The organism is Nocardioides sp. (assembly GCF_029937575.1).
Lineage (GTDB): Bacteria > Actinomycetota > Actinomycetes > Propionibacteriales > Nocardioidaceae > Nocardioides.
This window is the reverse complement of sequence record NZ_JAPYPS010000056.1, coordinates 1,810-27,526: the sequence shown is the minus strand read 5'-3', so window position 1 is coordinate 27,526 and position 25,717 is coordinate 1,810. Positions and strand designations below refer to the sequence as shown.

The 25,717-nt window shown below is 70.1% G+C and carries 17 protein-coding genes; 10 read left to right on the top strand and 7 right to left on the bottom strand.

Annotated elements, in window-relative coordinates; all coding sequences use genetic code 11:
• Positions 1–144: 144 nt before the first annotated feature.
• The 3 genes from Q1K33_RS15975 to Q1K33_RS15965 form a co-directional block, all read right to left on the bottom strand.
• Positions 145–756, bottom strand: a complete 612-nt coding sequence (locus tag Q1K33_RS15975; RefSeq protein WP_300405720.1) for a DJ-1/PfpI family protein — start codon at positions 754–756, stop codon at positions 145–147.
• Between the two features lie 68 nt (positions 757–824).
• Positions 825–1,349 (bottom strand): STM3941 family protein, encoded by a 525-nt coding sequence (locus Q1K33_RS15970; protein ID WP_300405719.1) that lies wholly within the window; start codon positions 1,347–1,349, stop codon positions 825–827.
• Positions 1,346–3,337, bottom strand: coding sequence for an anthranilate synthase family protein (locus Q1K33_RS15965; RefSeq protein ID WP_300405718.1), 1,992 nt, complete (start codon positions 3,335–3,337; stop codon positions 1,346–1,348). Before Q1K33_RS15965 ends, Q1K33_RS15970 begins: the two co-directional genes overlap by 4 nt.
• 103 nt (positions 3,338–3,440) lie before the next feature.
• Here Q1K33_RS15965 and Q1K33_RS15960 point away from each other — a divergent pair, with 103 nt between their 5' ends.
• The 3 genes from Q1K33_RS15960 to Q1K33_RS15950 all read left to right on the top strand — a co-directional run bounded on the left by Q1K33_RS15960 (position 3,441) and on the right by Q1K33_RS15950 (position 6,005).
• Positions 3,441–3,845, top strand: coding sequence for a hypothetical protein (locus Q1K33_RS15960; protein ID WP_300405717.1), 405 nt, complete (start codon positions 3,441–3,443; stop codon positions 3,843–3,845).
• A gap of 54 nt (positions 3,846–3,899) precedes the next feature.
• A complete protein-coding gene (locus Q1K33_RS15955) occupies positions 3,900–4,427 on the top strand; it encodes a hypothetical protein (protein ID WP_300405716.1) in 528 nt (175 codons plus the stop codon).
• Between the two features lie 63 nt (positions 4,428–4,490).
• Entirely contained in the window at positions 4,491–6,005 is a 1,515-nt protein-coding gene (locus Q1K33_RS15950; protein ID WP_300405715.1) for an SPFH domain-containing protein, read from the top strand.
• A 74-nt stretch (positions 6,006–6,079) separates the two neighbouring features.
• Here the strand turns inward: Q1K33_RS15950 and Q1K33_RS15945 are convergent, their stop codons facing one another.
• The 3 genes from Q1K33_RS15945 to Q1K33_RS15935 form a co-directional block, all read right to left on the bottom strand.
• On the bottom strand, positions 6,080–8,260 hold the full coding sequence (locus tag Q1K33_RS15945) for an AAA family ATPase (RefSeq protein WP_300405713.1): 2,181 nt from the start codon (positions 8,258–8,260) through the stop codon (positions 6,080–6,082).
• A 154-nt stretch (positions 8,261–8,414) separates the two neighbouring features.
• Entirely contained in the window at positions 8,415–11,087 is a 2,673-nt protein-coding gene (locus Q1K33_RS15940) for a choice-of-anchor A family protein (RefSeq protein WP_300405711.1), read from the bottom strand.
• A 230-nt stretch (positions 11,088–11,317) separates the two neighbouring features.
• On the bottom strand, positions 11,318–12,070 hold the full coding sequence (locus tag Q1K33_RS15935) for an enoyl-CoA hydratase family protein (protein WP_300405709.1): 753 nt from the start codon (positions 12,068–12,070) through the stop codon (positions 11,318–11,320).
• Between the two features lie 54 nt (positions 12,071–12,124).
• On the opposite strand from Q1K33_RS15935, the gene Q1K33_RS15930 reads away from it, so the two are divergent.
• From Q1K33_RS15930 to Q1K33_RS15900, 7 genes are all read left to right on the top strand, one after another.
• The gene (locus tag Q1K33_RS15930) at positions 12,125–13,834 is read left to right on the top strand and encodes a molybdopterin-dependent oxidoreductase (protein ID WP_300405707.1); all 1,710 of its coding nucleotides are present in this window, start codon (positions 12,125–12,127) and stop codon (positions 13,832–13,834) included.
• Between the two features lie 226 nt (positions 13,835–14,060).
• Positions 14,061–14,735 (top strand): fasciclin domain-containing protein, encoded by a 675-nt coding sequence (locus Q1K33_RS15925; protein WP_300405705.1) that lies wholly within the window; start codon positions 14,061–14,063, stop codon positions 14,733–14,735.
• 31 nt (positions 14,736–14,766) lie between these two features.
• Complete coding sequence (gene sigK, locus Q1K33_RS15920; protein WP_300405703.1) at positions 14,767–15,375, top strand: ECF RNA polymerase sigma factor SigK; 609 nt, start codon at positions 14,767–14,769, stop codon at positions 15,373–15,375.
• Positions 15,372–16,088, top strand: a complete 717-nt coding sequence (locus tag Q1K33_RS15915) for an anti-sigma factor (protein ID WP_300405701.1) — start codon at positions 15,372–15,374, stop codon at positions 16,086–16,088. The genes sigK and Q1K33_RS15915 overlap by 4 nt, the downstream gene beginning before the upstream one ends.
• An 8-nt stretch (positions 16,089–16,096) precedes the next feature.
• Positions 16,097–18,160 carry an FAD-dependent oxidoreductase gene (locus Q1K33_RS15910; RefSeq protein ID WP_300405699.1) on the top strand — a complete coding sequence of 688 codons (2,064 nt, stop codon included), beginning with the start codon at positions 16,097–16,099 and terminating at the stop codon, positions 18,158–18,160.
• On the top strand, positions 18,157–19,410 hold the full coding sequence (locus Q1K33_RS15905) for a cyclopropane-fatty-acyl-phospholipid synthase family protein (protein WP_300405697.1): 1,254 nt from the start codon (positions 18,157–18,159) through the stop codon (positions 19,408–19,410). The genes Q1K33_RS15910 and Q1K33_RS15905 overlap by 4 nt, the downstream gene beginning before the upstream one ends.
• Positions 19,407–20,720, top strand: coding sequence for a cyclopropane-fatty-acyl-phospholipid synthase family protein (locus Q1K33_RS15900; protein WP_300405695.1), 1,314 nt, complete (start codon positions 19,407–19,409; stop codon positions 20,718–20,720). Before Q1K33_RS15905 ends, Q1K33_RS15900 begins: the two co-directional genes overlap by 4 nt.
• A 507-nt stretch (positions 20,721–21,227) precedes the next feature.
• Here Q1K33_RS15900 and Q1K33_RS15895 read toward each other — a convergent pair.
• Entirely contained in the window at positions 21,228–25,709 is a 4,482-nt protein-coding gene (locus tag Q1K33_RS15895) for an RHS repeat-associated core domain-containing protein (RefSeq protein ID WP_300405693.1), read from the bottom strand.
• Between the last annotated feature and the right edge of the window lie 8 nt (positions 25,710–25,717).

The following is a 25,717-nucleotide window of genomic DNA, read 5'->3' as shown; positions in this document are numbered from 1 at the left end:
GGCGATCCTTGACGGCGAGACCCGGTCGACTACGCGCGCGGGCGCCACACCAACCACGAAGATGGGTCGACTACGCGCGCGGGCGCCACACCCAACCACGAAGAACGCCACGCGCGCAGGCGCCCCACCCAACCCGAGAACCCCTCACTCCAGCCAGGCGTAGTCCATCAGTCGCGCCGTCGAGAGCGCGGTGTCGCGGTCGACGAGGACCTCCACCAGGTGCAGCGCCAGGTCGATCCCGGCCGAGATCCCGGCCGAGGTGTAGACGTCGCCGCCCGACCGGACCGCGGAGGACGCGTGCACCCAGCGCACGTCCTCGACGACGTCGAGGTCCGGCCAGCGATCCCGCAGCGCGGCCAGGTCGTCCCAGTGCGTGGTGACGCGCTGATCGGTGAGCACTCCCGCCTGTGCCAGCACGAAGGCTCCGGTGCAGACGGAGGCGACGTACGGCGTGACGAGGGCGCGCTCGGCGACCCAGCCGACCACCTCCGCGTCGGCCTCCACGGCGTCCGTGACGCCCCCGGGCACGACGAGGAGGTCCAACGCGGGCGCCTCGCCGATGCCGATGCCGACCTGGATCGGCAACCCGCCACGGGCGCGGACCAGTCCGGGGGGACCGTCGGCGATCAGCAGCACCTCGAAGGGCGCCGCCCCACCCGCCGCGAGGGCCACCCGGTTGGCGACGGAGAAGACCTCGAACGGGCCGCACGCGTCGAGCACCTCGACGTCGTCGAAGACCAGGATCCCGATGCGCATGCGCTCAGCCTGACGCGTGTCGGGGTGCGCCAACAGGGGTCAGGCTGCCAGAGGTCGACGGCATCCGGTCACTGCGAGGGCGCGGGGCGGCCGCCGGCCCGCTTCCACCGCTGCTGCATCTCCTCGGCGACCTCCTGGGGCTTGGCGGCGAGGATGGAGACCCCGACCACCAACGGGGGATGCCCGTTGCGGGCTGCCCGTTCGAGCCCTCGACCCCGCATGCCCTCGAGCCGCGTCACGATCGTGGCCGCGTCGTGCACGCCCACGCGCACGACCCACTGGAAGCCGGCCCGCTCGGCCTCGATCGAGGAGACCTCGGACCAGGCGACGCGCCCCACCGAGAACGGAGTCGTGCGGTCGTCGAACCCCTTCTTGTCCAGCACCAGGTAGGGATCGCGACGCATCACCCGACGCAGCATCACCACGGCCACCAGGCCGAACAGGGCCACGGGGATCACCGCGAGCCACGCCGAGGAGCTGTCGGAGGCCGTCAGGATGAGGAGTCCGTTGGCCACGAGGAAGGCGGCGAGCCCGGCCCACAGCGCCGAGCGGACCCGCTTCGGGCCGTACTCCACCGGGGCGGTCGCGCTCACTGGTCCACCATCCTCTTGTCGGCGTTGTCCGAGGGGCCCGCCGGGTCGGTGGTGCGCTCGCCCAGCAGCAGGGCCCCCACGAGCTCGTGCAGCAGGTCGTAGCCCCGCTCGGTGAGGATCGACTCGGCGTGGAACTGGATCCCGCGGTAGTGCGGCCCGCGCAGGTGGTGGACGTCCCCGGTGTCGGGGTCGACGTCGACCTTCACGCCGTCCGGCAGGGTGTCGCCAGCACCGACGCGCCCCACGAAGGTGTTGTAGAAGCCGACCCGCTCGCTGCGGCCGTCGTACGGCACCGCCGACTGGGTGCCCTGGAAGACGATGTCCTTGTAGGCCAGCGCGATGCCGAGCTGGTGGCACAGCGCCTGGTGGCCCAGGCAGACGGCCAGGAAGGGCTGCTGGGTCTCGAGCAGCGTCGCGACCGCGTGCCGGAGCTTGCCCATCTTCACGTCGTCGCCGTCGCGAGGATCGCCAGGACCGGGGCCGACGATGACCAGGTCGAAGCCGTCGAGGCAGCCCGGCTCGTACTCGTCGTGGCGCACCACGACGCTCTCCAGGCCGAGCACGCCGAGCACGTGGCGCAGCATGTTGACGAAGTCGTCCTCGCCGTCGAGGATCACCACCCGCTTGCCGGCCAGCCGCGGGTCGGGCGGCGCGCCCGCCTGGTCGGTCAACCAGAACGAGCTGAGCCGCCGGTTGCGGGCGTTCAGGGACAGCAGCACGTCCTCGTCGTTGACCAGCTCGGCCAGCGCCACGTCGGGCGTCGGCGCCTGCGGGACGAGGCCGAACGCCGAGAGGATGCCGCCCGCCTTCGCGTGCGTCTCGGCGACCTCGTACGCCGCGTCGGAGTCGCGCACGAGGGTGGCCCCGGCGGTCACCTTGAGCCGGCCGTCGAGGGAGACGTCGGCCGAGCGGATCACGATCGGGCTGTCCACCACGGCCCCACCTGCCTCGTCGCGACCCAGGATCGCCAGCGCGGCGCCGTAGTAGCCGCGACCCTCGCTCTCGTAGGCCTTGATCAGACGGCACGCGTTCTCCACGGGAGAGCCCGTCACCGTGGCGGCGTACATCGTGTCGCGCAGCACCTCGCGCGGGTCGCGGTCGGTGCGCCCGGCGAGGAGGTACTCGGTGTGGATCAGGTGCGTCATCGGCTTGAGGAACGGTCCGAGCACCTGGCCACCTTCGTGGCACAGGTCGCACATCATCTTGAGCTCCTCGTCGACGACCATGAAGAGCTCGTAGATCTCCTTCTCGTCCTTGAGGAAGTCGAGCAGCGGCCTCTTGATCCCGCCCGACGCCGCACCCCCACGCGGGATTCGGAACGTGCCGCTGATCGGGTTCATCCGGACGTCACCGTCGTGCACGGACACGTGGCGCTCGGGGCTGGCACCGATGAGGAACCGGTCGCCGGTGAAGAACACGTAGGTCCAGTAGGCGCCGCGCTCGCGCTCGAGCAGCCGGCGGAAGACCGAGAGCGCCGTGGCGACGCCCCAGTCGGCGACCTGCGCGCGGTAGTGCCGCCCGATCACCAGGTTGGCGCCCTCCCCCTGGCCGATCTCGTCGCGGATGATGGAGTCGACGAGCTTGGCGTACTGCTCGTCGTCGGTCTCGAAGCCGCCGCGGTCGGCGAACTCGACCGGCACCGGGTCGATCGCCTCGACCACCTCGGCGACCGAGAACTCGTGCTCCGTCTCGACGTCGACCACCACCAGCGGCGTCCCGTCGTCGTGCGCCTCGAAGCCGCGCTCGGCGACCTGACGGAACGGGATCGCGAGCAGCCGGTCGGCGACCCGGCCCGGCTCGGGGATCCCGCTCTCGAGGGGTACGTCGAGCAGCGAGTCGACCTCGGTGCGGGTGCCGCCGATCAGGCCGACCGTGTCCCGGTCACCCACGCGCGTGGAGCGACGGATGATCGCCCACGCCTCGTGCCCGATGAGCGCCGCGATGGCGTCCTTGGCCGGGGAGTCGGGGGCGGTGACGTCGGCAGACATGGCCGAAGCCTAGTTGTGGGAGCACCAGGCCACGCACCGGCTTTCACGAGGTGAGTAGGGACTACTCATGGCCGGTGCGTCCGGACGCCTCCAGAATCGCCACATGCGCTCCCTCCTCCGTGCCTCGCTCCCCGTCCTCGCCCTTCCCCTGGCTCTCGCCCTCACCGCCTGCGGCGACGACGAGCTCGCCGACGCACCGGCGTCGACCTCCACCGGCTCGGCGGCCACGTCACCCGGCGTCGAGGACATCGACACCTTCGACGAGGGGCTCGACCAGGCGCTGTCCTCGACCTCCCTCGAGACGATCGCCGACGCCCTCGACCGGGTCCTCGACACCGTCGCCGGCTACGAGATCGACGGCAACGCGATCACCCTGCTCGCCGACGGCTCCTCCGAGGGATCGTCGATCTGCACCATCGCCGGGACCGTGCTGGGCTCGTTCGAGATCCCCGAGGGCACCACCCTCGCGGTGGAGTTCGACGACGACACCGTCGAGTGCCCCGTCTGAGCTCATCGGGCGCACCCCCGTTTGCCGTGGACCGCGCGGGGTAGGTTCGTCGCCGTGACCACGTACCTGATCCTGGGAGTCGTCGGTCTCGTCGTCCTGGCCGTCTCGTTGCTGGTCGGCGACGTCTTCGACGGGCTGCTCGACGGCGCCCTCGACGGCTTCGGCGGCGACTGGTTCTCGACCGAGGTCGTGGGCGGCTTCGTCTCCGCGCTCGGCTTCGGCGGCGCGATCGCGGTCTCCGCCGGGGCACCCGGACCCGTGGCGGTCGTCGTCGGCCTGGTGGTCGGTACGGCGTTCGCCTGGATGGCCGCCAAGCTCACCCGACTGGTGCGCGGCGCCGGCACCGACGAGGCACCGGCTGCTGCCGACGTGATCGGCCACGAGGCGATCGTGCTCTCCGACATCCCCGACGCCGGCTTCGGCACCATCCGCGTGTACGTCGGCGGGCACACCCTGCGCTACAACGCCAGCGCCGACCTGGGGCTCGAGGCCGGTGCCCGCGTGCACGTGACCAGCGTCCTGTCCCCCACCGCCGTCACGGTCGCCCCGATGTGGAGCGAGCTCCCCCCGACCGACGACTGACCACCCGCGCCACCTCCTACGGCCGACCGGTCGTGACCTCCGAAGTCCCGAGAAGGAAGCCTCATGGATTCAGCCCTCGCCCCCGTCATCGGCCTGATCGTCCTGGTCCTGCTGATCGTCCTGTTGGTGACCAGCCGCTACAAGGTCGCCGGCCCCAACCAGGCGTTCATCGTCACCGGCCGCAAGGGCAAGGCGGTGCTCAACCCGGAGACCGGGCAGCTCAGCACCGACCTGTCCGGCCAGAAGGTCGTGCTCGGCGGCGGGGTCTTCGTGATCCCGTTCGTGCAGAAGCTCTCCAACCTCGACCTCTCCTCGCGTCGGATCTCGGTGCAGATCCGCGGGGCCGTCTCCGGCCAGGGCATCAAGCTCAACGTCGAGGGCGTGGCGATCGTCAAGGTCGGCGGCAACGCCGACCAGATCCGCCTGGCCGCCCAGCGGTTCCTCTCGCAGCAGGAGGACGTCGAGCCGTTCACCCAGGAGGTGCTGGCCGGTGCGCTGCGCTCCATCGTGGGTGGGCTGAGCGTGGAGCAGATCATCCGTGACCGCGCGGCCTTCGCCCAGCGCGTGGCCGACGAGTCGGAGAACTCGCTGACCGGCCAGGGCCTGATCCTCGACACCTTCCAGATCCAGGACGTCACCGACGACGGCTCCTACCTCGCCGACCTGGGTCGCCCCGAGGCCGCGCGCGTGAGCCAGGAGGCCCGGATCGCCGAGGCCAACGCCCGGCAGGCGGCCGAGCAGGCCACGATCGCCGCCCAGCAGGAGATCGCGATCTCGCAGCGCACCCTGAGCCTGAAGGAGGCCGAGATCCAGGCGGAGACCGACGCCGCGGCCGCCCAGGCGGCCGCCGCCGGGCCGCTGGCCCAGGCCGACCGCGACCAGGCGATCCTCACCGAGCAGGAGAAGGTCGCCGTACGCCAGGCGGCGCTGACCGAGCGCAAGCTCGAGACCGAGGTCCGCAAGCCGGCCGACGCCGAGCGCTACCGCGTCGAGCAGGACGCCGAGGCCAAGCGGTCGGCCGAGATCGCCGCCGCCGACGCCCGCAAGGCCGCCACGATCGCGGCCGCCGAGGCCAAGGCCCAGCAGGACCGGCTCTCCGGTGAGGCCGAGAAGGCCCGCCGCTCGGCGCTGGCCGAGGCCGAGGCGATCGAGGGCGCCAAGCGCGGTGAGGCCGAGAAGGCCCGCCGTACCGCCGAGGCGGACGCGACCCGCGCCGAGGGTGAGGCCCAGGCGGCCGCCACCCTGGCGATCGGGCAGGCCGAGGCCGAGGCGATGGACAAGCGCGCGGACGCCTTCGCGCACTACAACGACGCCGCGGTGCTGCAGATGCTCATCGAGGTGCTCCCGCAGATCGCCCGCGAGGTGGCCGCCCCCATCGGCGCGATCGACCAGCTCACGGTGGTCTCCACCGACGGCGCCGGCGCGCTGCCGAAGCAGGTCACCGACAACGTCGTGCAGACCCTGTCGATGCTCAAGACCACGACCGGCATCGACCTCGAGGGCCTGATCAAGAAGTCGGTCGAGGGCGCGGTGGGTGGCGCCTCGGGGCAGGATCAGGCTCCCGCGGTCAGCGGCTGAGACGCCTTCGGTCGAGGATCAGTGCCATCAGGTGGCACCGATCCTCGACCAAGCGCGGTCGTCCGGGCCCGACCTCAGGAGACCGTGGTCAGCAGCTGCGTCGCCCGCGTGAGGACGACGTACAAGGTGGCGCGGCCGGTCTGCGACTCGTCCTCGATCTCCTGCGGGCGGACGACCACGATCGCGTCGAACTCCAGGCCCTTGGTGTCCAGGCCGTTGAGCACCACGACCCGGTCCTCTCCCGACGGGGCGACCGACGAGTCGATCGCGGCGCGGGCACCGGCGGCGTCGTCGGCCCGCTCGGGCCAGGAGGCCAGCCAGGCGTTGACCTCGGATCGTCGAGCGACGGGTACGACGATCCCGACCGTGCCGCCGACCCGGTCGGCGACCTCGGCGACCGCGGCCCGGGTCGCGGCCTCGAGGTCGGCGACCGGGCCGATGACCTGGGGCTCGACGCCCGTGGACCGGACCGCGGTCGGCAGGTCGGCGTCCAGCCCGACCCGCTCGGCGTAGGCGGCGGCGAAGGCGTAGATCTCGCTGGAGTTGCGGTAGTTGGTCGACAGGTGGAACTCGTGCAGCGCCTTGCCGGACAGCGCCTCGGCGCGGGCCTCGGCCGACTCCGCGGGCACCGGCCACGACGACTGCGCCGGGTCGCCGACGATCGTCCACGAGGCCCCGCGGCCGCGCCGTCCGACCATCCGCCACTGCATCGGCGTGAGGTCCTGCGCCTCGTCGATGAGCACGTGGGCGAAGCCGTCGTCCTCGATCGAGTGCGTCGGCGGCACCCAGGCCCGACCGGTGGGGGCGTACTCCCGGTCGGAGGCGGTCATCAGCTCCTGCATGTCGACCCCGCCCTCGACAGCGGCGATGGGGTCGTCCCGCTCGTCGTCGGTGCGCACCGGGACGTCGCCGAGGGCGTAGCGCAGCTCGTCGAGCAGCGGGACGTCCTGGATCGAGAGCCGGGAGCCGTCGCCCCACGACTTGAGCAGCAGGCGCTGCTCCTCGGCCGAGACGATGCCGTCGCCGACGCGCGCCAGCAGCTCGGGGTCGCGCAGCCAGCCGAGCACGTCGGGCGCGCTGAGCGGCGGCCACCAGCCGATCACGAAGTCCAGGAACTCGTCGGTGCCGAGCAGGTCGTCGTTGAAGTACTCCCGGCCCCGGTCACGGCCCCGCTCGCTGCGGACCTGACGCCACAGGGCGTCGAGCAGGGTCGGGGTGACCCTCGGCAGCTGCCGGTTGCGGCGGCCCTGCGACATCAGCTGGCGGCGCAGCTTGCCGAGCAGTCCTCGGTCCAGGGTGAGGCGGGCGTCGTACCAGAAGATGGAGAACTCCCGCGGGCTGCCCGGCGCCTGCTGGCGCGCCGTACGACGCATCAGCTCGGCCATCCGGGCCGAGCCCTTCACGTCGGCGACCGCGGGCTCGTCGTGGCGGGTGGCGCGGACGCCGTCGACGACCTCGCCGAGCGAGCGCAGCGCGACAGCGGTCTCACCGAGGCTCGGCAGCACCCGCTCGATGTAGCGCATGAAGACCCCGCTCGGGCCGACGACGAGGACGCCGCCGGACTCGTAGCGGCGCCGGTCGTTGTAGAGCAGGTAGGCCGCCCGGTGTAGCGCGACGACCGTCTTGCCGACGCCGGGTCCGCCGGAGATCGTGACGACGCCCTTGCCCGGCGCGCGGATGGCCTGGTCCTGCTCGGCCTGGATGGTGGCCACGATCGAGTGCATCGTGCGGTCGCGGGCCCGCGACAGCTGTGCCATCAGGGCGCCCTCGCCCATGATCGGCAGGTCGTTGGTGTTGGCCTCGGCGTCGAGCAGCTCGTCCTCGACGCTGACGACGGTGGGGCCCTGCGAGCGCAGCACCCGACGCCGCACGACGTCCTGCGGGGTGGCGGCCGTCGCCTGGTAGAACACCGCGGCGGCCGGGGCCCGCCAGTCGATCAGCAGGGAGTCGCGGTTGGCGTCGCGCAAGCCGATCCGGCCCACGTAGCGCGGCGCGGGGTCCAGCTCTGGCTTCAGGTCCAGGCGACCGAAGACCAGACCCTCGTGGGCGGCATCGAGCTGAGCCATCCGCTTGGCCGCCTGGAAGACCATCGCGTCGCGCTCGACCAGGCCACCCTCGTGGCCCAGCCGCCCGCGGTCGTGACCCTCGCGGGCCAGCTGCTGCGCTGCCTTGCCCGCGTCGGCCAGCTGCCGGTGGACGCGGTCGACGAACTCCTGCTCCCGAGCGATCTCCCGCTCGACCAGCTCTTCACTCACTCTTCGTGCTCCCCACGTGCTGATGCTCGGCCTCGTGGGCCAGGGCTTGCCAGAAGTGGCAAGTCGTCCACTGTACAAAATCATCCCGGTCCGGCCGACCACTTTCCACGGAGTTCACGTGCTGAACGCCGAATGGCGCGTCGGGGACCCGCGGTCAGCGGCGGAGCCGGATGACCCGTGTGGTCCCGTCGACGGTGATCCGAGCCTTCGTGAGCCGCTTCGACCCCAGGGCCACCCTGCCGGCCTTGGTCGGCTTCAGGCTCAGCTTCTCGTGGGTGCCGGCAGCGACCCGGTAGGACGCCCGGGCAAGGAGGGCGCCGCGGCGCACGACCGTGCCGTGGGCCCTGAGCCTCTTCGTCGCGACCAGGCGCGCGCGTCCGCGACAGGCTCCGTCGTCGTCAGTGCACCTGACCTTGGTGACGACCGAGGTCGCCTTGATCGTGCCCGAGGCGACCGGCGACGCGAGGCTCGAGGTGTCGACGGTGAAGGTCGCGTCGTCCGCGTTGTCGTCGTAGGACGACTCGAGGCTCGCGGTGGTCGCGGCCGCGGTGTTCCTCACCACCCCGGCGCCCCCGGCGGGGTCCGCCGTGCGCACCCCGAGGCACAGCAGCCGCAGGCTCGCGTGCAGTGGGCTGCTCGTGGGGTTGACGAGCTTGACGACGCGCACGACCGGTCGTGGGTCGTTGCCGAGGTTGACCAGGCCGGGCGGCAGGTCGTAACCGGCCACGATGCCCTTGGCGTCTGCGCAGCTCAGCGTGATCTCGGCACCCTGGCCGGGCGCCACCGTCACGTTCTCGGTGACCTCGAAGAGGTCCAGCGGGTGGCGGTGTCCACCCGATGCGCTCGTCGTGCGGCTCAGGCAGCCGAGCGAGAAGGTGCCGCTGCTCGCCGCCCCGTTGTCGACCGAGAAGGTCCAGCCGCTCGCTCCGGAGGGGTACGACGTCACCACGCTCGCGACGCCGTCCAGCAGGTAGCCAGGCCGGATCGGCGTCTGGTCCGGGCCGCAGGTGAGCGTCACGTCGGTGCGCCCCGCGACGAGTGGCTGGGTCGAGACGACGGTGTCGGGCACGACCACGTGGTGCGCGTTGCCGTTGATCGTCTCGGTCTCCGCCCTGACGCACACCGAGAAGAGCTTGCCCTGGGCTCGCCCCGAGGCCTCGTTGGTCATCGTGACCTGCCAGGTGTCTGCGCCGATCGCCCGCGACTCGGTCGTCCTGACCGAGGCCAGCGTCCCGGTGCCCTGGTCGACGGCGTCGACGCGGCCGGAGCCGTCGAGCACGACGTACCCGGACTGGCAGGTCGTGGTGACCGTGCGGGTCTGGCCGGGTTCGAGGTCGAGGTGCACCTCGGACTTCTGCACGTCCAGCTGGTGCCGGTGGTCGGGACCCGACGCGACGGCATCGACCGTGGCCGTGATGGTCGACGTGCGGGTCGCCCCCGACGGCACCGTGCCGAGGTCACAGGTGACCGTCGATCCCACCGTGGCACACGGATCGCTGGCGGACACGAAGGTGACGCCACCGGGAAGGACGTCGCGCAGCGTCACGTCGTGCGCCGGGCCGGCACCCACGTTCGTCACCGCGAGCGTGTAGATGACCGTGTCCCCGGCGCGCGGGGTCTTGTCGCTGACGGTCTTGGTCACCGTGAGGTTGCTCGTCGGCGTCGGAGTGGGCGTCGGCGTGGGCGTCGGCGTCGGCGTCGGAGTCGGCGTCGGCGTCGGAGTCGGAGTCGGCGTCGGCGTCGGCGTCGGCGTCGGAGTGGGCGTCGGCGTCGGAGTCGGAGTGGGCGTCGGCGTCGGAGTCGGCGTCGGAGTCGGCGTCGGAGTCGGCGTCGGCGTCGGCGTCACCGGCGGCAGGCAGGCGCTGGTCGGGTAGTTGTTCTGGTGCGTCTCGTAGCCCGACGAGAACGTGGCCGCGATCATCTGGCCGATCGTGTGACCCACCGACTGGACGTCGAGGTACGCACCGGGGGCCAGGATCGTCCCGCCCCACGCCGAGCCCAGTCGCATCGTGACGAGGGTCGCCGTGGGGAAGTTCCAGAGGATCTCCGGCCAGTGCTTCATCACGCTGTCGTTGACCTGGGTGAACGAGCCGTGGTGCTTGATCGACATCTGACCCTGCAGCGCGATCGAGTCCCCGGTGACGTTGACGAGCACCCCGGAGCCCTGCGGCACGTCGTAGGCGATGCCGTTGCCCGCGGCCAGCTGGCTCGGCGAGACACTGAAGATGTTGAGGGTCGGGTCACTGCCGCTCAGGACCAGCAGCTGCTGCCCTCCGACGATGCCGAGGGCGGCGGTACCGGTGGCGGGCGCGGCCCCCCATCCCGCCGAGCGCTCCGCCAGGTCCTCGAACGCCGCCACGAAGTCGATCGGGCTGTCGTCGAGGTAGGAGCCGCCACCGTTGAAGTTGACTCCGCTCTGGGGGACGACGTACGCGCTGCCCTTCTGCAGGTTGAACGACCCGTGCGTTCCGGCGACGACGAGCGTCGGGTCGCTCTTGCTCGACGTCAGGCGGGTCCCGACCGTCATGCCGTTGGCGCTGAGGTTGCCACCCCAGGCGATGGCGCCCTCCGACTCCGAGCCTCGCGAGCCGCTGCCGGCGATGAACTCGGTGTACCCGGTCGCCGCGCGCAGAGGGAGACCGGTGGCCACGCACGCAGTGGCGGCGTCGGCAGGCGCAGGGGCCAGGACGAGGGCCGGGACGGCGACGCTCCCGGCGGCCAGGGCAGCAGCCACCCCCAGCGAGGAGCCGCGCCGCCAGCGCCTGGCTCGCCTCCCGGGCCCCGTCGTCAGGTGTGAGCGGATGAGTGCGCGCAAGAAGCTGGTCATGGTGTGGCCCCCCCGGCCTGTGCTCGCATCGCGAGCACGTGTGGTCCCCTCGGCCCGATGCAGTGGTGCATCGCGCCTGGCGCCCGAGACGCGATGCCCGACGTGCAGCACCTGCGCCGTTCACCACGCTAGGACCTCAGACCTCCGGGACACACGCCTCCTGAGGGAACCCTGAGGGAGTCTTGCGGCAACCTTGAGGTACTCCCCCGGGTATGAGCCGGGCTCGACGCCTACTTCCCCCGCGACAAGAACGCGGTCATGGCCTCCTTGGCCTCGTCCGAGCCGAACAGTCGCGCCGAGAGCGCTGCCATGTCGGCCCGCTGGGAGTCGATCCGGTCGAGCAGGTCGCGCGCGAGCAGCGCCTTGGTCTCCCGCAGACCCTGCGCCGCACCGGTGCACAGCGACTCGCAGAGCGCCGCCACCCGCGTGTCCAGGGCCTCGGCGGCCACGGACTCGGTCACCAGGCCCATGCGCGCCGCCTCGGCACCGCCGAAGGCCTCGCCGGTCAGGAACGTGTAGGCCGCGTCGCGCGACGACAGCCGGGGCAGGACCGTCAGCGAGATCACGGCCGGGGTCAGGCCGAGCTTGACCTCGGTGAGCGCGAACGACGCCTCGTCGGAGGCGACCACGATGTCGCAGGCCGCCACGAGCCCGATCCCACCGGCGCGCACGGGACCGGCGACCCGACCCACGACCGGCTTGGACATCCCCACGATGAAGCGTTGGAGGTCCACGATCGCCTGCGTGCCCTGGGTCATCGATCCTCCTGAGGCCTCGGATAGGTCGGCCCCGGAGCAGAACACCCGGTCCGCCGACCGCAGCACGACCACGAGCACCCCGGGGTCGGCGTCGGCCGCCTCCAGGCGCTCGGCGAGCTCGGTGACGAGCTGGCGTGAGAGGGCGTTGCGGTTGTGGGGCGAGTCCAGGGTGACGGTCGCGGTGCGACCCTCGACGGCGAGGTGGACCAGGGCGTTCTGTGACATGCCCCCCATCCTGCCCGACCCATCCGGCGCAGCGCTCCGCGACGAATGAACACCATGAAGTCCCGCCGCGCATACGCCCTTTTCGGTCTCCTGGCCACGCTGTTCGGCATGGCCGTGGGACACCTCGTCGCCTCGGTGATGCGCCCCGACTCCTCGCCCGTGCTGGCGGTCGGCTCGGCCGTCATCGACAACACGCCCGCGGACATCAAGGAGTGGGCGATCAAGCAGTTTGAGTCCGACGGCTTCAGCATCGGGCCGTTCGACTTCGCCGCCCGCAACTACGACAAGGTCATCCTGGTCGGCTCGGTGCTGATTGGCGTGCTGGTCCTCGCCGCCGTAGCCGGCATCCTCACCAAGAAGCGCTTCGAGATCGGCGGCGGCATGCTGCTGGCCCTGGTCCTCGTCGCCGCGGTCGCCGCGGTGACCCGCTCGGGAGCCGGCTTCCTCGACGTCGTCCCCAGCATCTTCACCGCCATCGCCGGCGTCGCGGGGCTGTGGGTCCTGCACCGCACGGCGACCGGTCAGTCCCTCGACCCCCGCGCCGGCATCACCGACCACTCGGGCGCCTCCGGACGCAGCAACCTGCCCTCGGGCATGGTCGACGTGTCGGGCGGGACGACGGGCCCGGTCCCCAGCGGGAGCGACGACGACTCGGTCAGCCACGACACCGGGGTGGTCTCCACCGGCGGCCCGAACGCGCGTCGCCGCACGGTCCTCATCACCTCCGGCGTCCTCGCCGGCGCCGCGATCGTCGCCGGCTCGGCCGGCCGCTGGATCGGCAACCTGCGGGCCCGCGCCGAGGACGTCACGCTGCCCAGCCCCGCCGCGGGCGAGACCGCCCCCGCCCTGCCCGAGGGGCTCGAGGGCCGGGTCGACGGCATCACGCCGCTGCGGATCTCCAACGCCGACTTCTACCGGGTCGACACGCGACTGGACGTCCCGGTCGTCGACTCCAACGGCTGGAGCCTCACCGTCGACGGGGACGTCGAGAACGAGCTCGAGATCTCCTTCGACGAGCTGCTGGACATGCCGATGGTCGAGCGCGACATCACGCTGACCTGCGTGTCCAACAGTGTGGGTGGCAAGTACGTCGGCGGCGCCCGCTGGCTCGGCGTACCGCTCCAGGACGTGCTCGACCGCGCGGGCGTCGGCTCCCAAGCCGACCAGATCCTGTCCACCGACTTCGACGGGATGACGATCAGCACCCCGCTCGACCTGGCCACCGACGGGCGCGAGGCCCTGATCGCGGTCGGGATGAACGGCGAGCAGCTGCCGCGCGAGCACGGCTTCCCGGTCCGGATGGTGATCCCCGGCCTGTACGGCTTCATCAGCGCCACCAAGTGGCTCACCAAGCTGACGCTGACGACGTACGCCGAGCAGGAGGCGTACTGGACCAAGAAGGGCTGGGGCACCAACACCCCGATCAAGCCCTCCACCCGCATCGACACGCCCCGCGTGCTCAGCACGGTGACGGGCGACGAGCTCGTCGTCGGCGGCGTGGCCTGGGCGCAGAACGACGGCGGGGTCACCAAGGTCCAGGTCCAGGTCGACGGCGGAGCCTGGATGGACGCCGAGATCGGCGCCGACGTCAACAACGTCTACTGGCGCCAGTGGTTCCTGGTCGTCAAGGGCCTGAAGTCCGGCAACCACCGCGTCGCGGCCCGCTGCATCGACGGCAGCGGCGGCACCCAGACCGCGGCACGGGCCGAGCCCTTCCCCGAGGGTGCCTCCGGCATCCACACGGTGCAGTTCACGGTGGGCTGAGGCCCCGACCAGACCGCCCGACCAGACCACCTGCAGCGGGTCCGCACGCGCCATGGGGCGTGGGCGGACCCGCTCTCGGCGTCCCACCGGCCGCACCCCCGCCTCGCCGCCCGATGTGAGGGCCATCACCGCAGTAAGCGCCGAATCCGGCACTCCACGACCAATCCGCGGAGCCCCAGGTGGCGAATCACTTCCCGTAATTCCCCTTAACGGAAGGCATCACCCCATGAAGCTCAACACCGTCCGCCGCGGCACCGCCGCCGCCGCCGTCCTCGCGCTGTCCCTCACGCTCGCCGCCTGTGGCGACGACGAGGAGACCACCGACACCTCGGGCACGGGTGACACCTCCTCGGAGACCGACGCCGGGACCGGGGGCGACGACCCGCAGGCCCAGACCTTCGGTGACGCCTGCGACCAGGTGCCCGCCGATGGCGACGGCTCCTTCGTCGGCATGTCCGACAGCCCGGTCGCCACGGCCGCCGGCAACAACCCGCTGCTCGAGCAGCTCGTCGGGGCCGTCGGCGCCGTCAACGGCCTCGGCGACACCCTCAACGGTGCGCCCGAGCTGACCGTCTTCGCGCCGTTCAACGGTGCCTTCGAGGCCATCGACCCCGATGCCCTCAACGGTCTCGTCGAGGAGGCCCAGGCCGACGAGTCGGGCACCGACTCGGCGCTCTACGTCACGCTCGCGCACCACGTGATCGGCGCCGACCTCGACGCCGATGCCGTCGTGGGCGACCAGGACACCCTGGCCGGCGACACGCTGACCGTCGAGGGCGACACCGACGGCATGACCGTCTCCGACGGCACCGTCACCGCCAACGTGCTGTGCGGCAACATCCCCACCGCCAACGCCACGGTCTACGTCATCGACTCGGTCCTCGCCGGCCCGATCTCCTGATCACCTCACCACCGAGGATCAGCTGAGTCAGATGAGTCAGGCCAAGCGCACGTCGTCCGGCACCCCCCTCGTGGGGGTGCCGGCGGCGAGCGCCGCCGACCGGCTCGCGGACCTGCTGCGCCGCTCCGCACGGGGCGACCAGGCAGCGTTCGCCGAGCTGTACGACGCCACGCACTCCCGCGTGTACGGCCTGGCCGTCCGCGTGGTGCGAGACCCGGCCCAGGCCGAGGAAGTCACCCAGGAGGCCTTCCTCGAGGTCTGGCGGACCTCCAGCAGGTTCGACGCAGACAAGGGCAGCGCCATCTCGTGGCTGATGACGATCTGTCATCGTAAGTCGGTCGACCGCGTGCGGTCGGCCGAGGCGTCCACGCGACGCGACACGACGTACCACCAGCAGAACCACACGATCGACATCGACACCACTGCGGACGCCGCCCAGTCCTCCATGGAGGCCCAGCGCGTGCGCAAGGCGATGGCAAGTCTCACCGACGTGCAGCGAGAGGCCCTGGAGCTCGCGTATTTTGGTGGTTACACACATACCGAAGTGGCAGGGATACTGAAGCTCCCTGTCGGGACCGCCAAGACCCGCATCCGTGATGGACTCATCCGGTTGCGCGACAAGATGGGAGTGGGCTCATGAGTGGGGACATCCACGCTCTCTCGGGAGCCTATGTCGTCGATGCCGTCGACGACTTCGAACGAGCTCAGTTCGAGCGCCACCTCGCCGGGTGCGCCGACTGCCGGGTCGAGGTGGACTCGCTGCGCGAGGGCGCAGCCCTGCTCGCCGAGACCGTCTCCCAGGAGGCTCCGCCCGACCTGCGCAACCGTGTGCTGTCGACGATCGAGACCGTGCGGCCGCTGCCGCCGCTCTTCGCCGACGTCCAGGACCGGGCTCGCGCCCACCGGCGCCGCCTGCCCGCGCTGGTGGCCGCCGCTGCTGCCTTCGTCGTCATCGGCGGCGTGGGTGCCACCGTGTGGCACCCGTGGGAGCAGCCGTCGTCCACCGGTTTCTCGGCCACGCAACTCGAGCAGGCCAGCGACGTCCAGGTCCTGACCCAAGAGCTCGACGGAGGCGGCGCGATCACCGTCACGCGCTCGCCCTCGCTCAACTCCGCGTTCGTGTCGACGCACAACATGCCGCGCCTGCAGAGCGGGCGCACCTACCAGCTCTGGACCATCCACGACGGGGTGGAGGTCCCGGCCGGTCTGGTCGACGGCGACGCCAGCAAGGTGCTCGTCGAGGGCGACCCCGGATCGGCGCAGGGTCTCGCGATCACCATCGAGAAGGCCGGCGGCGTCGAGACTCCCTCGACCGATCGCATCGTGGCTGCCTTCGACTTCACCGAGAGCTGAGCGGCGAGATGACACCACGGCCACGCCAGGTCGCCGTGGTGGGTTCCGGCGTCGCCGGACTCACCGCCGCCTACATCGCCTCCCGCACTGCCGAGGTCACCCTCTTCGAGGCCGACGACCGGCTCGGCGGGCACGCCGACACCCACCAGGTCCCCGAGGTGCAGCCCGACGGCAGCACCCGGATGCTCGGCATCGACACCGGCTTCATCGTGCACAACCCGCGCACCTACCCGACCCTGCTGCGGATGTTCGCCGAGCTCGGCGTCGCCACCCAGGCCTCGGAGATGTCGATGTCGATCACCGACGACGACTCCGACCTCGAGTGGGCCGGCGCGCTCGGGCGTCAGGGTCTCTTCCCGACCTCGGCCAACCTCCGCAAGCCGCGCTACCTCGCGATGCTCGCCGAGATCCCACGCTTCCACCGCCTCGCCAAGGCGCTGCTCGCCGAGGAGTCGGACACCCGCACCTTGCGAGAGTTCCTCGACGCCGGGCGGTTCAGCGACTACTTCGTGCGGCACTTCATGGAGCCCGTCGTGGCCTGCGTGTGGTCGTGCGAGCCCGAGGTGTCACTCGACTACCCCGCCCGCTACCTCTTCATGTTCCTCGAGCACCACGGGATGCTCGGCGTCTTCGGCTCACCGCAGTGGCGCACCGTCACCGGCGGCTCCCACTCCTACGTGTCGAAGATCGAGGCCGCGCTCACGTTCGGCCCCCACGCGGTCCGGCTCGGCACCAAGGTCACCTCGGTGCTCGAGGTCCCCGAGGGACAGGGTCCCGACGGCCAGGGTGGCGTCGAGATCACCGACGGCAGCGGCGAGGTCACGACGTACGACGCGGTGGTCGTCGCCACCCACCCCGGCCAGGCCCTCTCGATCCTCGCCGAGCCGACGGCTCTGCAGCGCGAGCTGCTCGGCGCGATGCCGTACTCCCCCAACACGGCGCTGCTGCACACCGACACCTCCCTGCTGCCGCAGGCCGAGAAGGCCTGGGCCTCCTGGAACTTCCGCCGTCCCGGCGTCGACGTGCCCCGCCCGATCGACGACGGCGTCATGGTGACCTACGACCTGACGCGGTTGCAGCGCCTCGACACCGACACGCACTACCTGGTCACGCTCGGCGGCGAGGACCTCGTCGACCCGAGCACGATCATCGACCGGATGTCCTACGAGCACCCCCTCTACAACCCCACCTCGGTCGCGGCTCAGTCCCGGTTGCCCGAGATCGACACCGACCGGATCGTCTTCGCCGGCGCCTACCACGGCTGGGGCTTCCACGAGGACGGTGCGCGCTCCGGTCGCGCCGCCGCGACGCGGCTCGGCCTGGAGTGGCCCGAGACGATCAAGCCCGGACGTGACGCCGCGCCGGCCATCGAGCCCGGCATCTTCGAGACGACGATCAGCCACACCCGGCGAGCGCCGTTCAAGCGACGCTTCACCCACCGGTCCCAGATGTGGCTCGTCGACCTCGACGACCTGCCCGATCACGGCTTCCTGGGACGCTTCGAGTCCCGCGACCACCTCGGGGACCCCGAGGAGTCGATCCGCGACAACGTGCTTGCCTTCCTGCGTGCCCGCGACGTCGAGGTCGGCACCGGCCGGATCCTGATGGCGGCCAACGCGCGCGCCTTCGGCTACTGCTTCAACCCGATTAGCGTGTTCTGGTGCTGGGACGAGTCCGGTGGCCTCGCGGCCACCGTCGTCGAGGTGCACAACACGTACGGCGACCGGCACGCCTACCTGGTCCACCCCGACGAGCAGGGCCGGGCGACGACGCCCAAGGCCATGTACGTCTCGCCGTTCCACGGCACCGACGGCACCTACGACCTCACGGTCCCCATGCCGAGCGACAAGCTCCACATTGTCGTGGAGCTCACTACCGACGACGGGGACCGCTTCAGCGCCTCCCTCGTCGGTGAGCGCAGCACCACGACCGCCCGACGCGCTGCTCCCGCGGCGCTGCGAGGCTCCCTGCTCATCCGCGCCCACGGCATCTGGCTGTGGCTGCGCCGCCTGCCCGTGCGGCAGCGTCCTGCGCACGCGCAGGCCGACGTACAGAAAGAGGAAGCCCGATGACCGTCGCACCCGAACGCATCAGTGCCAACCACTGGCCCGGCCTCGACACCGTCCCGTCCGGCCCCCGCACCGCGGTGGCCTCCAGGATCGCGCGACGTCTCTTCATCACGGCCGTCAACCGCCTGGACGTCACCGTGACCACCGCGCGCGGCGAGACCTGGGGCAGGGGCGGGCCGAGCATGCACATCGTGCGGCCCGACGAGTTCTTCGCCCGGATCGGCACGGGGGCGCTCATCGGCTTCGGCGAGGCCTACCTGACCGGATCGTGGGAGGCCGAGGACCTCGGCGGATTCCTCACCGTGCTGGCCTCCGACATCTCCACCCTGGTGCCTGCTCCGCTGCAGAAGCTGCGGACCCTCGCGGTCAAGCGGCCGCCGAAGAAGCAGAAGAGCTCGCAGGAGAACTCCCAGGACAACATCGCGCACCACTACGACCTGTCCAACGACCTGTTCGAGCTCTTCCTCGACGAGACGCTCAGCTATTCCTGCGCGCTCTTCGAGGGCGACCCGGCCGACGCCCGGGTGGCCGACCTGGTCAGCGCCCAGGAGCGCAAGATCGACCGGATGCTCGACGAGGCCGGCGTCACCGAGGGCACCCGCCTGCTGGAGATCGGCTCCGGCTGGGGCGCGCTGGCCATCCGCGCGGCTCGCCGCGGCGCGACGGTCCGCACGATCACCCTGTCGCTGGAGCAGAAGGCGCTCGCCGACGAGAAGATCGCGGCCGCCGGGCTCACCGAGCAGATCTCCGTGGAGATCTGCGACTACCGCGAGGTCCAGGGCAGCTTCGACGCGATCGTCTCGGTCGAGATGATCGAGGCCGTCGGCTGGCAGTACTGGCAGACCTACTTCGAGACCCTCGACCGGGTCCTGGCCCCCGGCGGCAAGATCTGCGTGCAGGCCATCACCATGCCGCACGACCGGATGCTCGCGACCCGCAACACCTACACCTGGATCAACAAGTACATCTTCCCCGGCGGCTTCCTGCCGTCGGTGCAGGTCGTCGACGAGATCACCTCGGCGCACACCACGTTGAAGATGCACGAGCCCTTCTCCATGGGGCTGCACTACGTTCCCACGCTGCGGATGTGGGACGAGGCGTTCCTGGCCAGGTCCGAAGAGGTCCTCGAGCTCGGCTTCGACGAGACCTTCCTGCGGATGTGGCACTTCTACCTCGAGTACTCTCTGGCCGGCTTCGCCGCCGAGTACATCGGCGACCACCAGCTGACGTTCTCGCGAGAGGGAGCCCGATGACCACGACCGACTCGACGCACGTGACCTCCGCCGGAGCGACGGGCGGCGTCGCGCAACGCCTCGCCGAGGCGCTCGCGCCCTTCATCGGCGGCGGCGAGCTGCCGGTGCGGCTGCGCGCCTGGGACGGCTCGGAGACCGGATCGCCCGATGGCCCGCTCGTCGTGCTCAACTCCGTCGACGCCGTACGACGTCTCCTGTGGCACCCGGGCGAGCTCGGCGCCGCGCAGGCTTACGTCACCGGTGAGCTCGACGTCCCCGAGGTCGACGGCTGGGACCTGGACAAGGCGCTGACCTACGCCTTCGCGGTCGCCAAGGAGCGCGGGCTGAGTGGGACGCGCCCGACGCCCACCGCGATGGTCAAGGCCGTGCGCACCGCCCTCGACCTCGGCGCCCTGGGCCGCCCGCCGGCCGCTCCGGCCTCCCAGGCCCAGATCCGTGGACGGCTGCACAGCGCGCTGCGCGACCGACGCGCGATCGCGCACCACTACGACCTGTCCAACGAGTTCTACTCGTTGATCCTCGAGCCCCACATGGCCTACTCCAGCGGCTACCACACGACGCCGGAGGTGCCGCTGCAGGAGGCGCAGGAGGCCAAGCTCGACCTGGTCTGCACCAAGCTCGGTCTCGAGGAGGGCTCCACCCTGCTCGACATCGGCTGCGGCTGGGGCTCCATGTCGCTGCGCGCCGCGGAGAAGTTCGGTGCGAAGGTCGTCGGCGTCACGATCGCCGCCGAGCAGAAGAAGTTCATCGACGCCCGGATCGCCGAGCGTGGCCTCGAGGGTCAGGTCGAGATCCGGCTGCAGGACTACCGCGAGGTCCCCGAGCGCGGCACGTTCGACGCCGTCTCCTCGATCGAGATGGGCGAGCACGTCGGGCAGAAGAACTACCCGACGTACGCCGAGGTGCTGCACCGCTCGGTCAAGCCCGGCGGGCGGGTGCTGATCCAACAGATGTCGCGCACCGGCAAGTGGCCCGGCGGCGGCCCCTTCATCGAGTCGTTCATCGCCCCCGACATGTACATGCGCCCGATCGGCGAGACCGTCGCCTTCCTGGAGCGATCCGGCCTCGAGGTCCGCGACGTGCACGGGCTGCGCGAGCACTACGTGCACACCGTGGCCGGCTGGCTGGAGAACTTCTCCGCCAACCGCGACCGCCTGGTCGAGCTGATGGGCGAGGAGGTCTACCGCGTCTGGGAGCTCTACCTCGTCGGCGGCTCGATGGCCTTCCGCGACGGCCGGATGGGCGTCGACCAGATCCTGATGGTGCGTCCCGGCGGACAGCACACGCTGCCGCTCGTGCGGGGCTGGTAGCGCGTCGGGTAGCCGCAGGAGCTGCGAGTCCCTCGGCTGAGCCCCCCTGTCCGTAGCGCCATCCACGGTCCGGGGGGACCTCACTAAGCGGGGTCACCCAATTCAGGCCATACGTTCGCTTGTGCTTCTCAGCGGAGGCACGCTACCTGGCCACCAGCGGGGACTTCCGTGACCACGGACATCCGGCATGGTCCACGTCCTGCTGGAATCCACAGGTGCTGCATCAGACCTCGGGCCTCACGACTTCACTCCTGTCGCTCCCCATCAGTGCTTCCCTGACGCGACCCTTGCCCTCGCGCGCGCAAGAGGTCCAAGGCCGAGAATACGAGCAGCGCTACAAGTGCTGCCGAGAACGCGCCCGTAACACCAATACGGATAATGAGCCAGGCACCGCTGAGATCGGGCGAAGCGATGGCGTTGAACAGGTTTGCGACAACTGAAACGAAGAACAGCATTGCCGTCGCAGTTGCGGCCAGCCGCGTGTGCCTCGACCACCTCATCGCCTCCTCACCCCTGATCCAGGGCGCCGGTGACCCACTCGTAGGGGTTGAAGCAGGTGTTGAGGTCGGCAAACTCGTCGCTCCAAGAGCTGTCATCGTCGTTAACTGCGTACCAGGTGTAGCAAACTCCGCCAACGATGCCTGCACCACGGCCCCACTTGACAACCTCGTCCACGACGTCAGTCCAAGAGCGGCCGTTTGGGTCGGTGTTGTTCGTGGGGTCGCCGCCGGAGTAGAGGTAGGGGTTGGTGCGGAGTGGTTCGGCCATGGTGCCGGGTTCGGGGTCGGTTTGGGTGAAGGCGGCGGTGTCGGGGTTGTAGTAGCGGGCGCCGAGTTTGTAGTAGCCGCCGGGTTGGTCGTCTGCGTGCTGGTAGCCGCCGATGAAGCGGAACGGGTTGTCCTGCTCGGCGGTGGTGCCTTCGAGGAGGGTCGCTTTGCCGTAGGGGTCGTAGCGGTAGGTCCCCGCGCGTTGGCCAGCGTTGTTGATGAGGCCCAGGACGGTTTTGTGGTGGTCGGTGACGTAGTAGATCGTCGCCGCGGGCGCGCCGGGGGTGCGGGCGTTGAGGATCCGCCCGTCGGGCATCCGGGTGTAGAACGTGGTCTGTGCGTTCGGGCCGGTCGGTGCCCCGGTGCCGTTGGTGTCGCTCGTGCGGGCGGTGATCCCGGTACTGGTGTTGACCAGGTGCGTGGCACCCGTCGTGACGCGAAGGTCGTTGCCCTGGTCGTGGTAGCCCTGGGTGACCCCGTCCAGGCTGCTGGCCTGGTTACGGGCGTTGTAGCTGACCGGTGCGGACGCGGAACCAGCACTGTTGCCGGCCTTGTCGCGGGCCACGACCTGCGAGGACCCCGGTGCGGTCGACGGGCACGACGCGACCGGGCTGGTCCCGTCACTGGTCCCGGTCCAACACAACTGGTTGGCCTGGCCATAGCCGTAATGGGTCGTGGTCGACCCCTTGGTGGCGGTGGCGAGGTTCCCGGCGTCGTCGTAGGTGAACGACGACCCGTTCCCACCCCCGCCACTGCGGGTCTCGGAGGTCAGCTGGCCGCGGTCGTTGTAGTCGAACTCGGCCTGATAGGTGATCGTCGACGGGGAGTTCTTCACCTCCAGGTGCTGCAACTGGTGGGTGTCCTCGTCGTCCTCGTTGGTGTAGCCGTAGACGTAGTCGGTGAGCTGGTCGTTGGTGCTGGTCCCTGACTTCACCGTCAAGGCCTTGGGCAGCCCGGCGTTGGTGTAGGCCCGGATCAGCGTCGTGGTCTGCGGGGACGTGGGATAGGTCGTCTGCTGCAGCCGGTGGTTCCCGTCGTGAAGGAAGTCGATCTGTCCCGCACTGTCGTCGATCGCGTTCAGCTCACCGGAGCTGTTGTAGGTGTAGGTGACGGTGTCGACACTCTGGCCCGGCAGCGCCTGGGACAGCGTCGCCAGCCGGCTGTCCTTGTTGTACGCGTAGGACACGACGACCCCGTCCGGAGTCGCCTGTGATGTCTGACGATTCTGACGGTCGAACCCGAACGTCGTGGTCCCGGTGGCGTCGTGACGTTGGGTCAGGTTGCCGGAGGTGTCGTAGGTGTAGGTGATGCAGGTGCCCGCCGTCGGCTGGCATCCGGTGGCACCATTCGAGCGGGACTGGGTGGTGCGGTCCATCGTGTCGTAGGCCGAGGTCGTCACGATCCCGCGCCCATCGGTCGCGGTCAGGGTCCGCGAGAGCCCGTCGTAGGTGTAGGAATCACACAACGCCCGGGTGCTGCCGCTCGCGCAGGTCCCGCCGGGACGCCTCTTGTCCTTGAGCATCCCCGTCGTGCCGGGCACGAACCCGGTCTGCCCCGTCGCCCAGTAGGTGAAGACCGTCTTCTGCGCCGTGGTGGGCGAGGAGCCCTTGTTGTTGGAGTTCGGGTCACTCATCCACGCCACCGTCCCATCGCTGTTGTACGCGACACGATAGACAAGCTCACCGCTCTGAGTGTTCTCGCAGGTCCCGCTCCCGGTCGTGTGGCGCCCCACCCAGGTCCGCTCCAGGCGACCCTGGGAGTCGTAGCCGTAGGCGGTGCAGTCACCGTTGCCATCGACGACCGACGTCGGCAGATACCGGGCCCCCTTGACCCCCGAGGGCTCGTCGTAGAAGTACTCCGTCTTCGCGCCATCGCCCGAAGAACCCGTGTCGGGAGCCTGGGTCGAGGACTCCAACCGGTCCTGGGTCTCGCTGCCCGCGTCGCCATAGGTGTTGACCGTGGTCCCGGAGGAATCGGTGTACAACTCGGACTGGTTGTCAGCCGTGTACGAGGTCGAGCGGGTCTTGTCGTTGGCGTCGAATACGGTGGTCTTGGCCCCGTTGGCACTGTCGTTGAGGTCACCATTGGTCCGGTAGCGGAAGCAGTAGGTCACCCCGCCCATCGTGGACTCGTCACTGTCGACCAGCACCGAGCGGTCATATTCTTCATCATCTTCTGAGCACGAGCCTTCCACGATCGTGTCGGCGTAGGTGAACCTGTACCCCGAGCTGTCCGACCCGCTCAGACCGGCATAGACCACCCTGGTGGTCTCACTGTTCCTCGTGGTCAACGTCGTGATCGGCGCCTGACCCGAGTCGTTGACCGGGTTGGTGACCGTGCTCAGCACCTCACCCGGGGTACCCACTGCCGTGACCCACGCATAAGAGGTGACATCACCCTCGGCATCGGTGTAGCTCGACAACCGCCCGTTGCTGTATCCGTAATACCAGTTGCGGAGCGTGGGGCCGTTCGCGTCACGCAACTGGGTGATGAACCCAGCCGTGGCCCCGGAGCCGTAGAACACCTCATACGTACGCCCTGCGGTGTCGCTGACCGACGCCAACCGAGTCGTACCCGACACGTAGGCGTAGGTGATCGTGTTGCCCGAGCGGTCCTTGGCCTTCGACTGGTACAGGTGCCCGTTGCCGCCGATCTGGGTGAACACGAACTCGTCGTGGGACTGGTGATACGTCAACGTGAACGTGCCGTCGTCGTTGTCCTCCAGCGAGGCGCCCAACCCGCCGGCCGGGGTGTAGAACTCACGATAGGTGCTGTACTGCGACTGCGAGGCCTTGCGGACGAACGGACCCAACTCGGCCCCATCGGGGGTGTGGAAGACGTAACGCCACTCGTCGAGCTTCTCCAACCACACATCCGGGCCCGCGTTCAGAGACCACTTCGGCCCGAACGACCCGGTCGTCTCCGCACGCGAGTTGTACCGGCGCCCCAGGCCCAGGTCAATGCCGACCGAGGAGACCTTCACGTCCTGAGCGGCGAGGTAGGCGTTCCCGGAACGGTGGTTGACCTTCACCACCGTGCGGTCATCGAGGTTCCGCTTCGAGGTCGAGTACCACGACTGATCACCCAACTGCGGGACGTAAGTGATCTGCAACTCCGGGAACCGCTCATCGCGGCAATAGCCCGTGGCGCCGCCATTGATGTTCGCCGAGCAGAACCGCTTCTCGAAGCCCGTGTTCAGTTCCTTGCCCTCCGGCGGAGTCAGGTGCAACCCCCACGTCGAGTCCTCGAGCCCACCAGCCCACGACGCAACCTGCCCGGTCACATCGATGCTCTGCCACTGCGCCCCACCAGGACACGACGGCGTCCCACCACCATTCGCCGAGGCATTGAACGCCCCACTCGTGGCGTCCTTGGAGTCCTGCGCCTCCAAAGCAGGGCGGTTGTTCCACGTGTACTTCGGGCTACCCGGCGCAAAGTCGCTCTTCGCCAACTGCGCATAGACCCGCCGCGCCGCACACATACCAGCCCCGTACTGATACAGCCGCAACGACGCATCAGTGATCACCGCCCCACCCTGGGCACCCATCGGGAACGCCAACCACGACGCCGTCGTGGATACCCCGTCGTTCGACCCCACCCTCAACGACCAGTCACCCGCGAAGCTCGCGTCGCTCTGACCCCACGCCCCGTTGCTGACATAGGTGTCCGAGCTCGGGTTCAGCGTCACATCCGGGTCGACCGTCACCGGATACACCGTGTCCGGATCGGCCAAGAACGCCGGATCCGGACGCAGCTCGAGGACCTGCGCACCAGAGTCGCCCGCGACCAAGGCAGCGTCCACGAGCGCCACGTTCGCTGGGTCACCGAACTCATCGACCGAGGCATCCCACATCCGCAACGTCGAGGAGACCGCCACCACCGCCCCATCGGCATCGACGAACTCCAACGCCCCCTGCGACAACCGGGCCGTAGCCCCCTCGACCTGCAACGGGAGCCGATACACCGGACCCGCGCCCGTGTCGCCGTCCTCGACCACCGAGGCAGGAGCCTGCGCCAACACCACGTGAGCGGCGAAGCCCGCGTCCACCGCCGTCACCCGCACCACGCTCTGCTCATCGACGCCATAGACCGCACTCGACCCTGCCACGACCGGCTCCGACAAGGCCTCGTCGTAGGACAACCCCACCGAGACCCCCGACTCGACATCCGAGGCGACCACGAGGCTCTCACCCGCAGCGACCACCCCGTCACCATCGAGCATCACCTCAG

Coding starts and splice junctions, on each gene's coding strand:
- Q1K33_RS15975 (WP_300405720.1), bottom strand. CDS start 756: ATGCGCATCGGGATCCTGGTCTTCGACGACGTCGAGGTGCTCGACGCG.
- Q1K33_RS15965 (WP_300405718.1), bottom strand. CDS start 3,337: ATGTCTGCCGACGTCACCGCCCCCGACTCCCCGGCCAAGGACGCCATC.
- Q1K33_RS15960 (WP_300405717.1), top strand. CDS start 3,441: ATGCGCTCCCTCCTCCGTGCCTCGCTCCCCGTCCTCGCCCTTCCCCTG.
- Q1K33_RS15950 (WP_300405715.1), top strand. CDS start 4,491: ATGGATTCAGCCCTCGCCCCCGTCATCGGCCTGATCGTCCTGGTCCTG.
- Q1K33_RS15940 (WP_300405711.1), bottom strand. CDS start 11,087: ATGACCAGCTTCTTGCGCGCACTCATCCGCTCACACCTGACGACGGGG.
- Q1K33_RS15935 (WP_300405709.1), bottom strand. CDS start 12,070: ATGTCACAGAACGCCCTGGTCCACCTCGCCGTCGAGGGTCGCACCGCG.
- Q1K33_RS15930 (WP_300405707.1), top strand. CDS start 12,125: ATGAAGTCCCGCCGCGCATACGCCCTTTTCGGTCTCCTGGCCACGCTG.
- Q1K33_RS15925 (WP_300405705.1), top strand. CDS start 14,061: ATGAAGCTCAACACCGTCCGCCGCGGCACCGCCGCCGCCGCCGTCCTC.
- sigK (WP_300405703.1), top strand. CDS start 14,767: ATGAGTCAGGCCAAGCGCACGTCGTCCGGCACCCCCCTCGTGGGGGTG.
- Q1K33_RS15915 (WP_300405701.1), top strand. CDS start 15,372: ATGAGTGGGGACATCCACGCTCTCTCGGGAGCCTATGTCGTCGATGCC.
- Q1K33_RS15910 (WP_300405699.1), top strand. CDS start 16,097: ATGACACCACGGCCACGCCAGGTCGCCGTGGTGGGTTCCGGCGTCGCC.
- Q1K33_RS15905 (WP_300405697.1), top strand. CDS start 18,157: ATGACCGTCGCACCCGAACGCATCAGTGCCAACCACTGGCCCGGCCTC.
- Q1K33_RS15900 (WP_300405695.1), top strand. CDS start 19,407: ATGACCACGACCGACTCGACGCACGTGACCTCCGCCGGAGCGACGGGC.
- Q1K33_RS15895 (WP_300405693.1), bottom strand. CDS start 25,709: ATGCTCGATGGTGACGGGGTGGTCGCTGCGGGTGAGAGCCTCGTGGTC.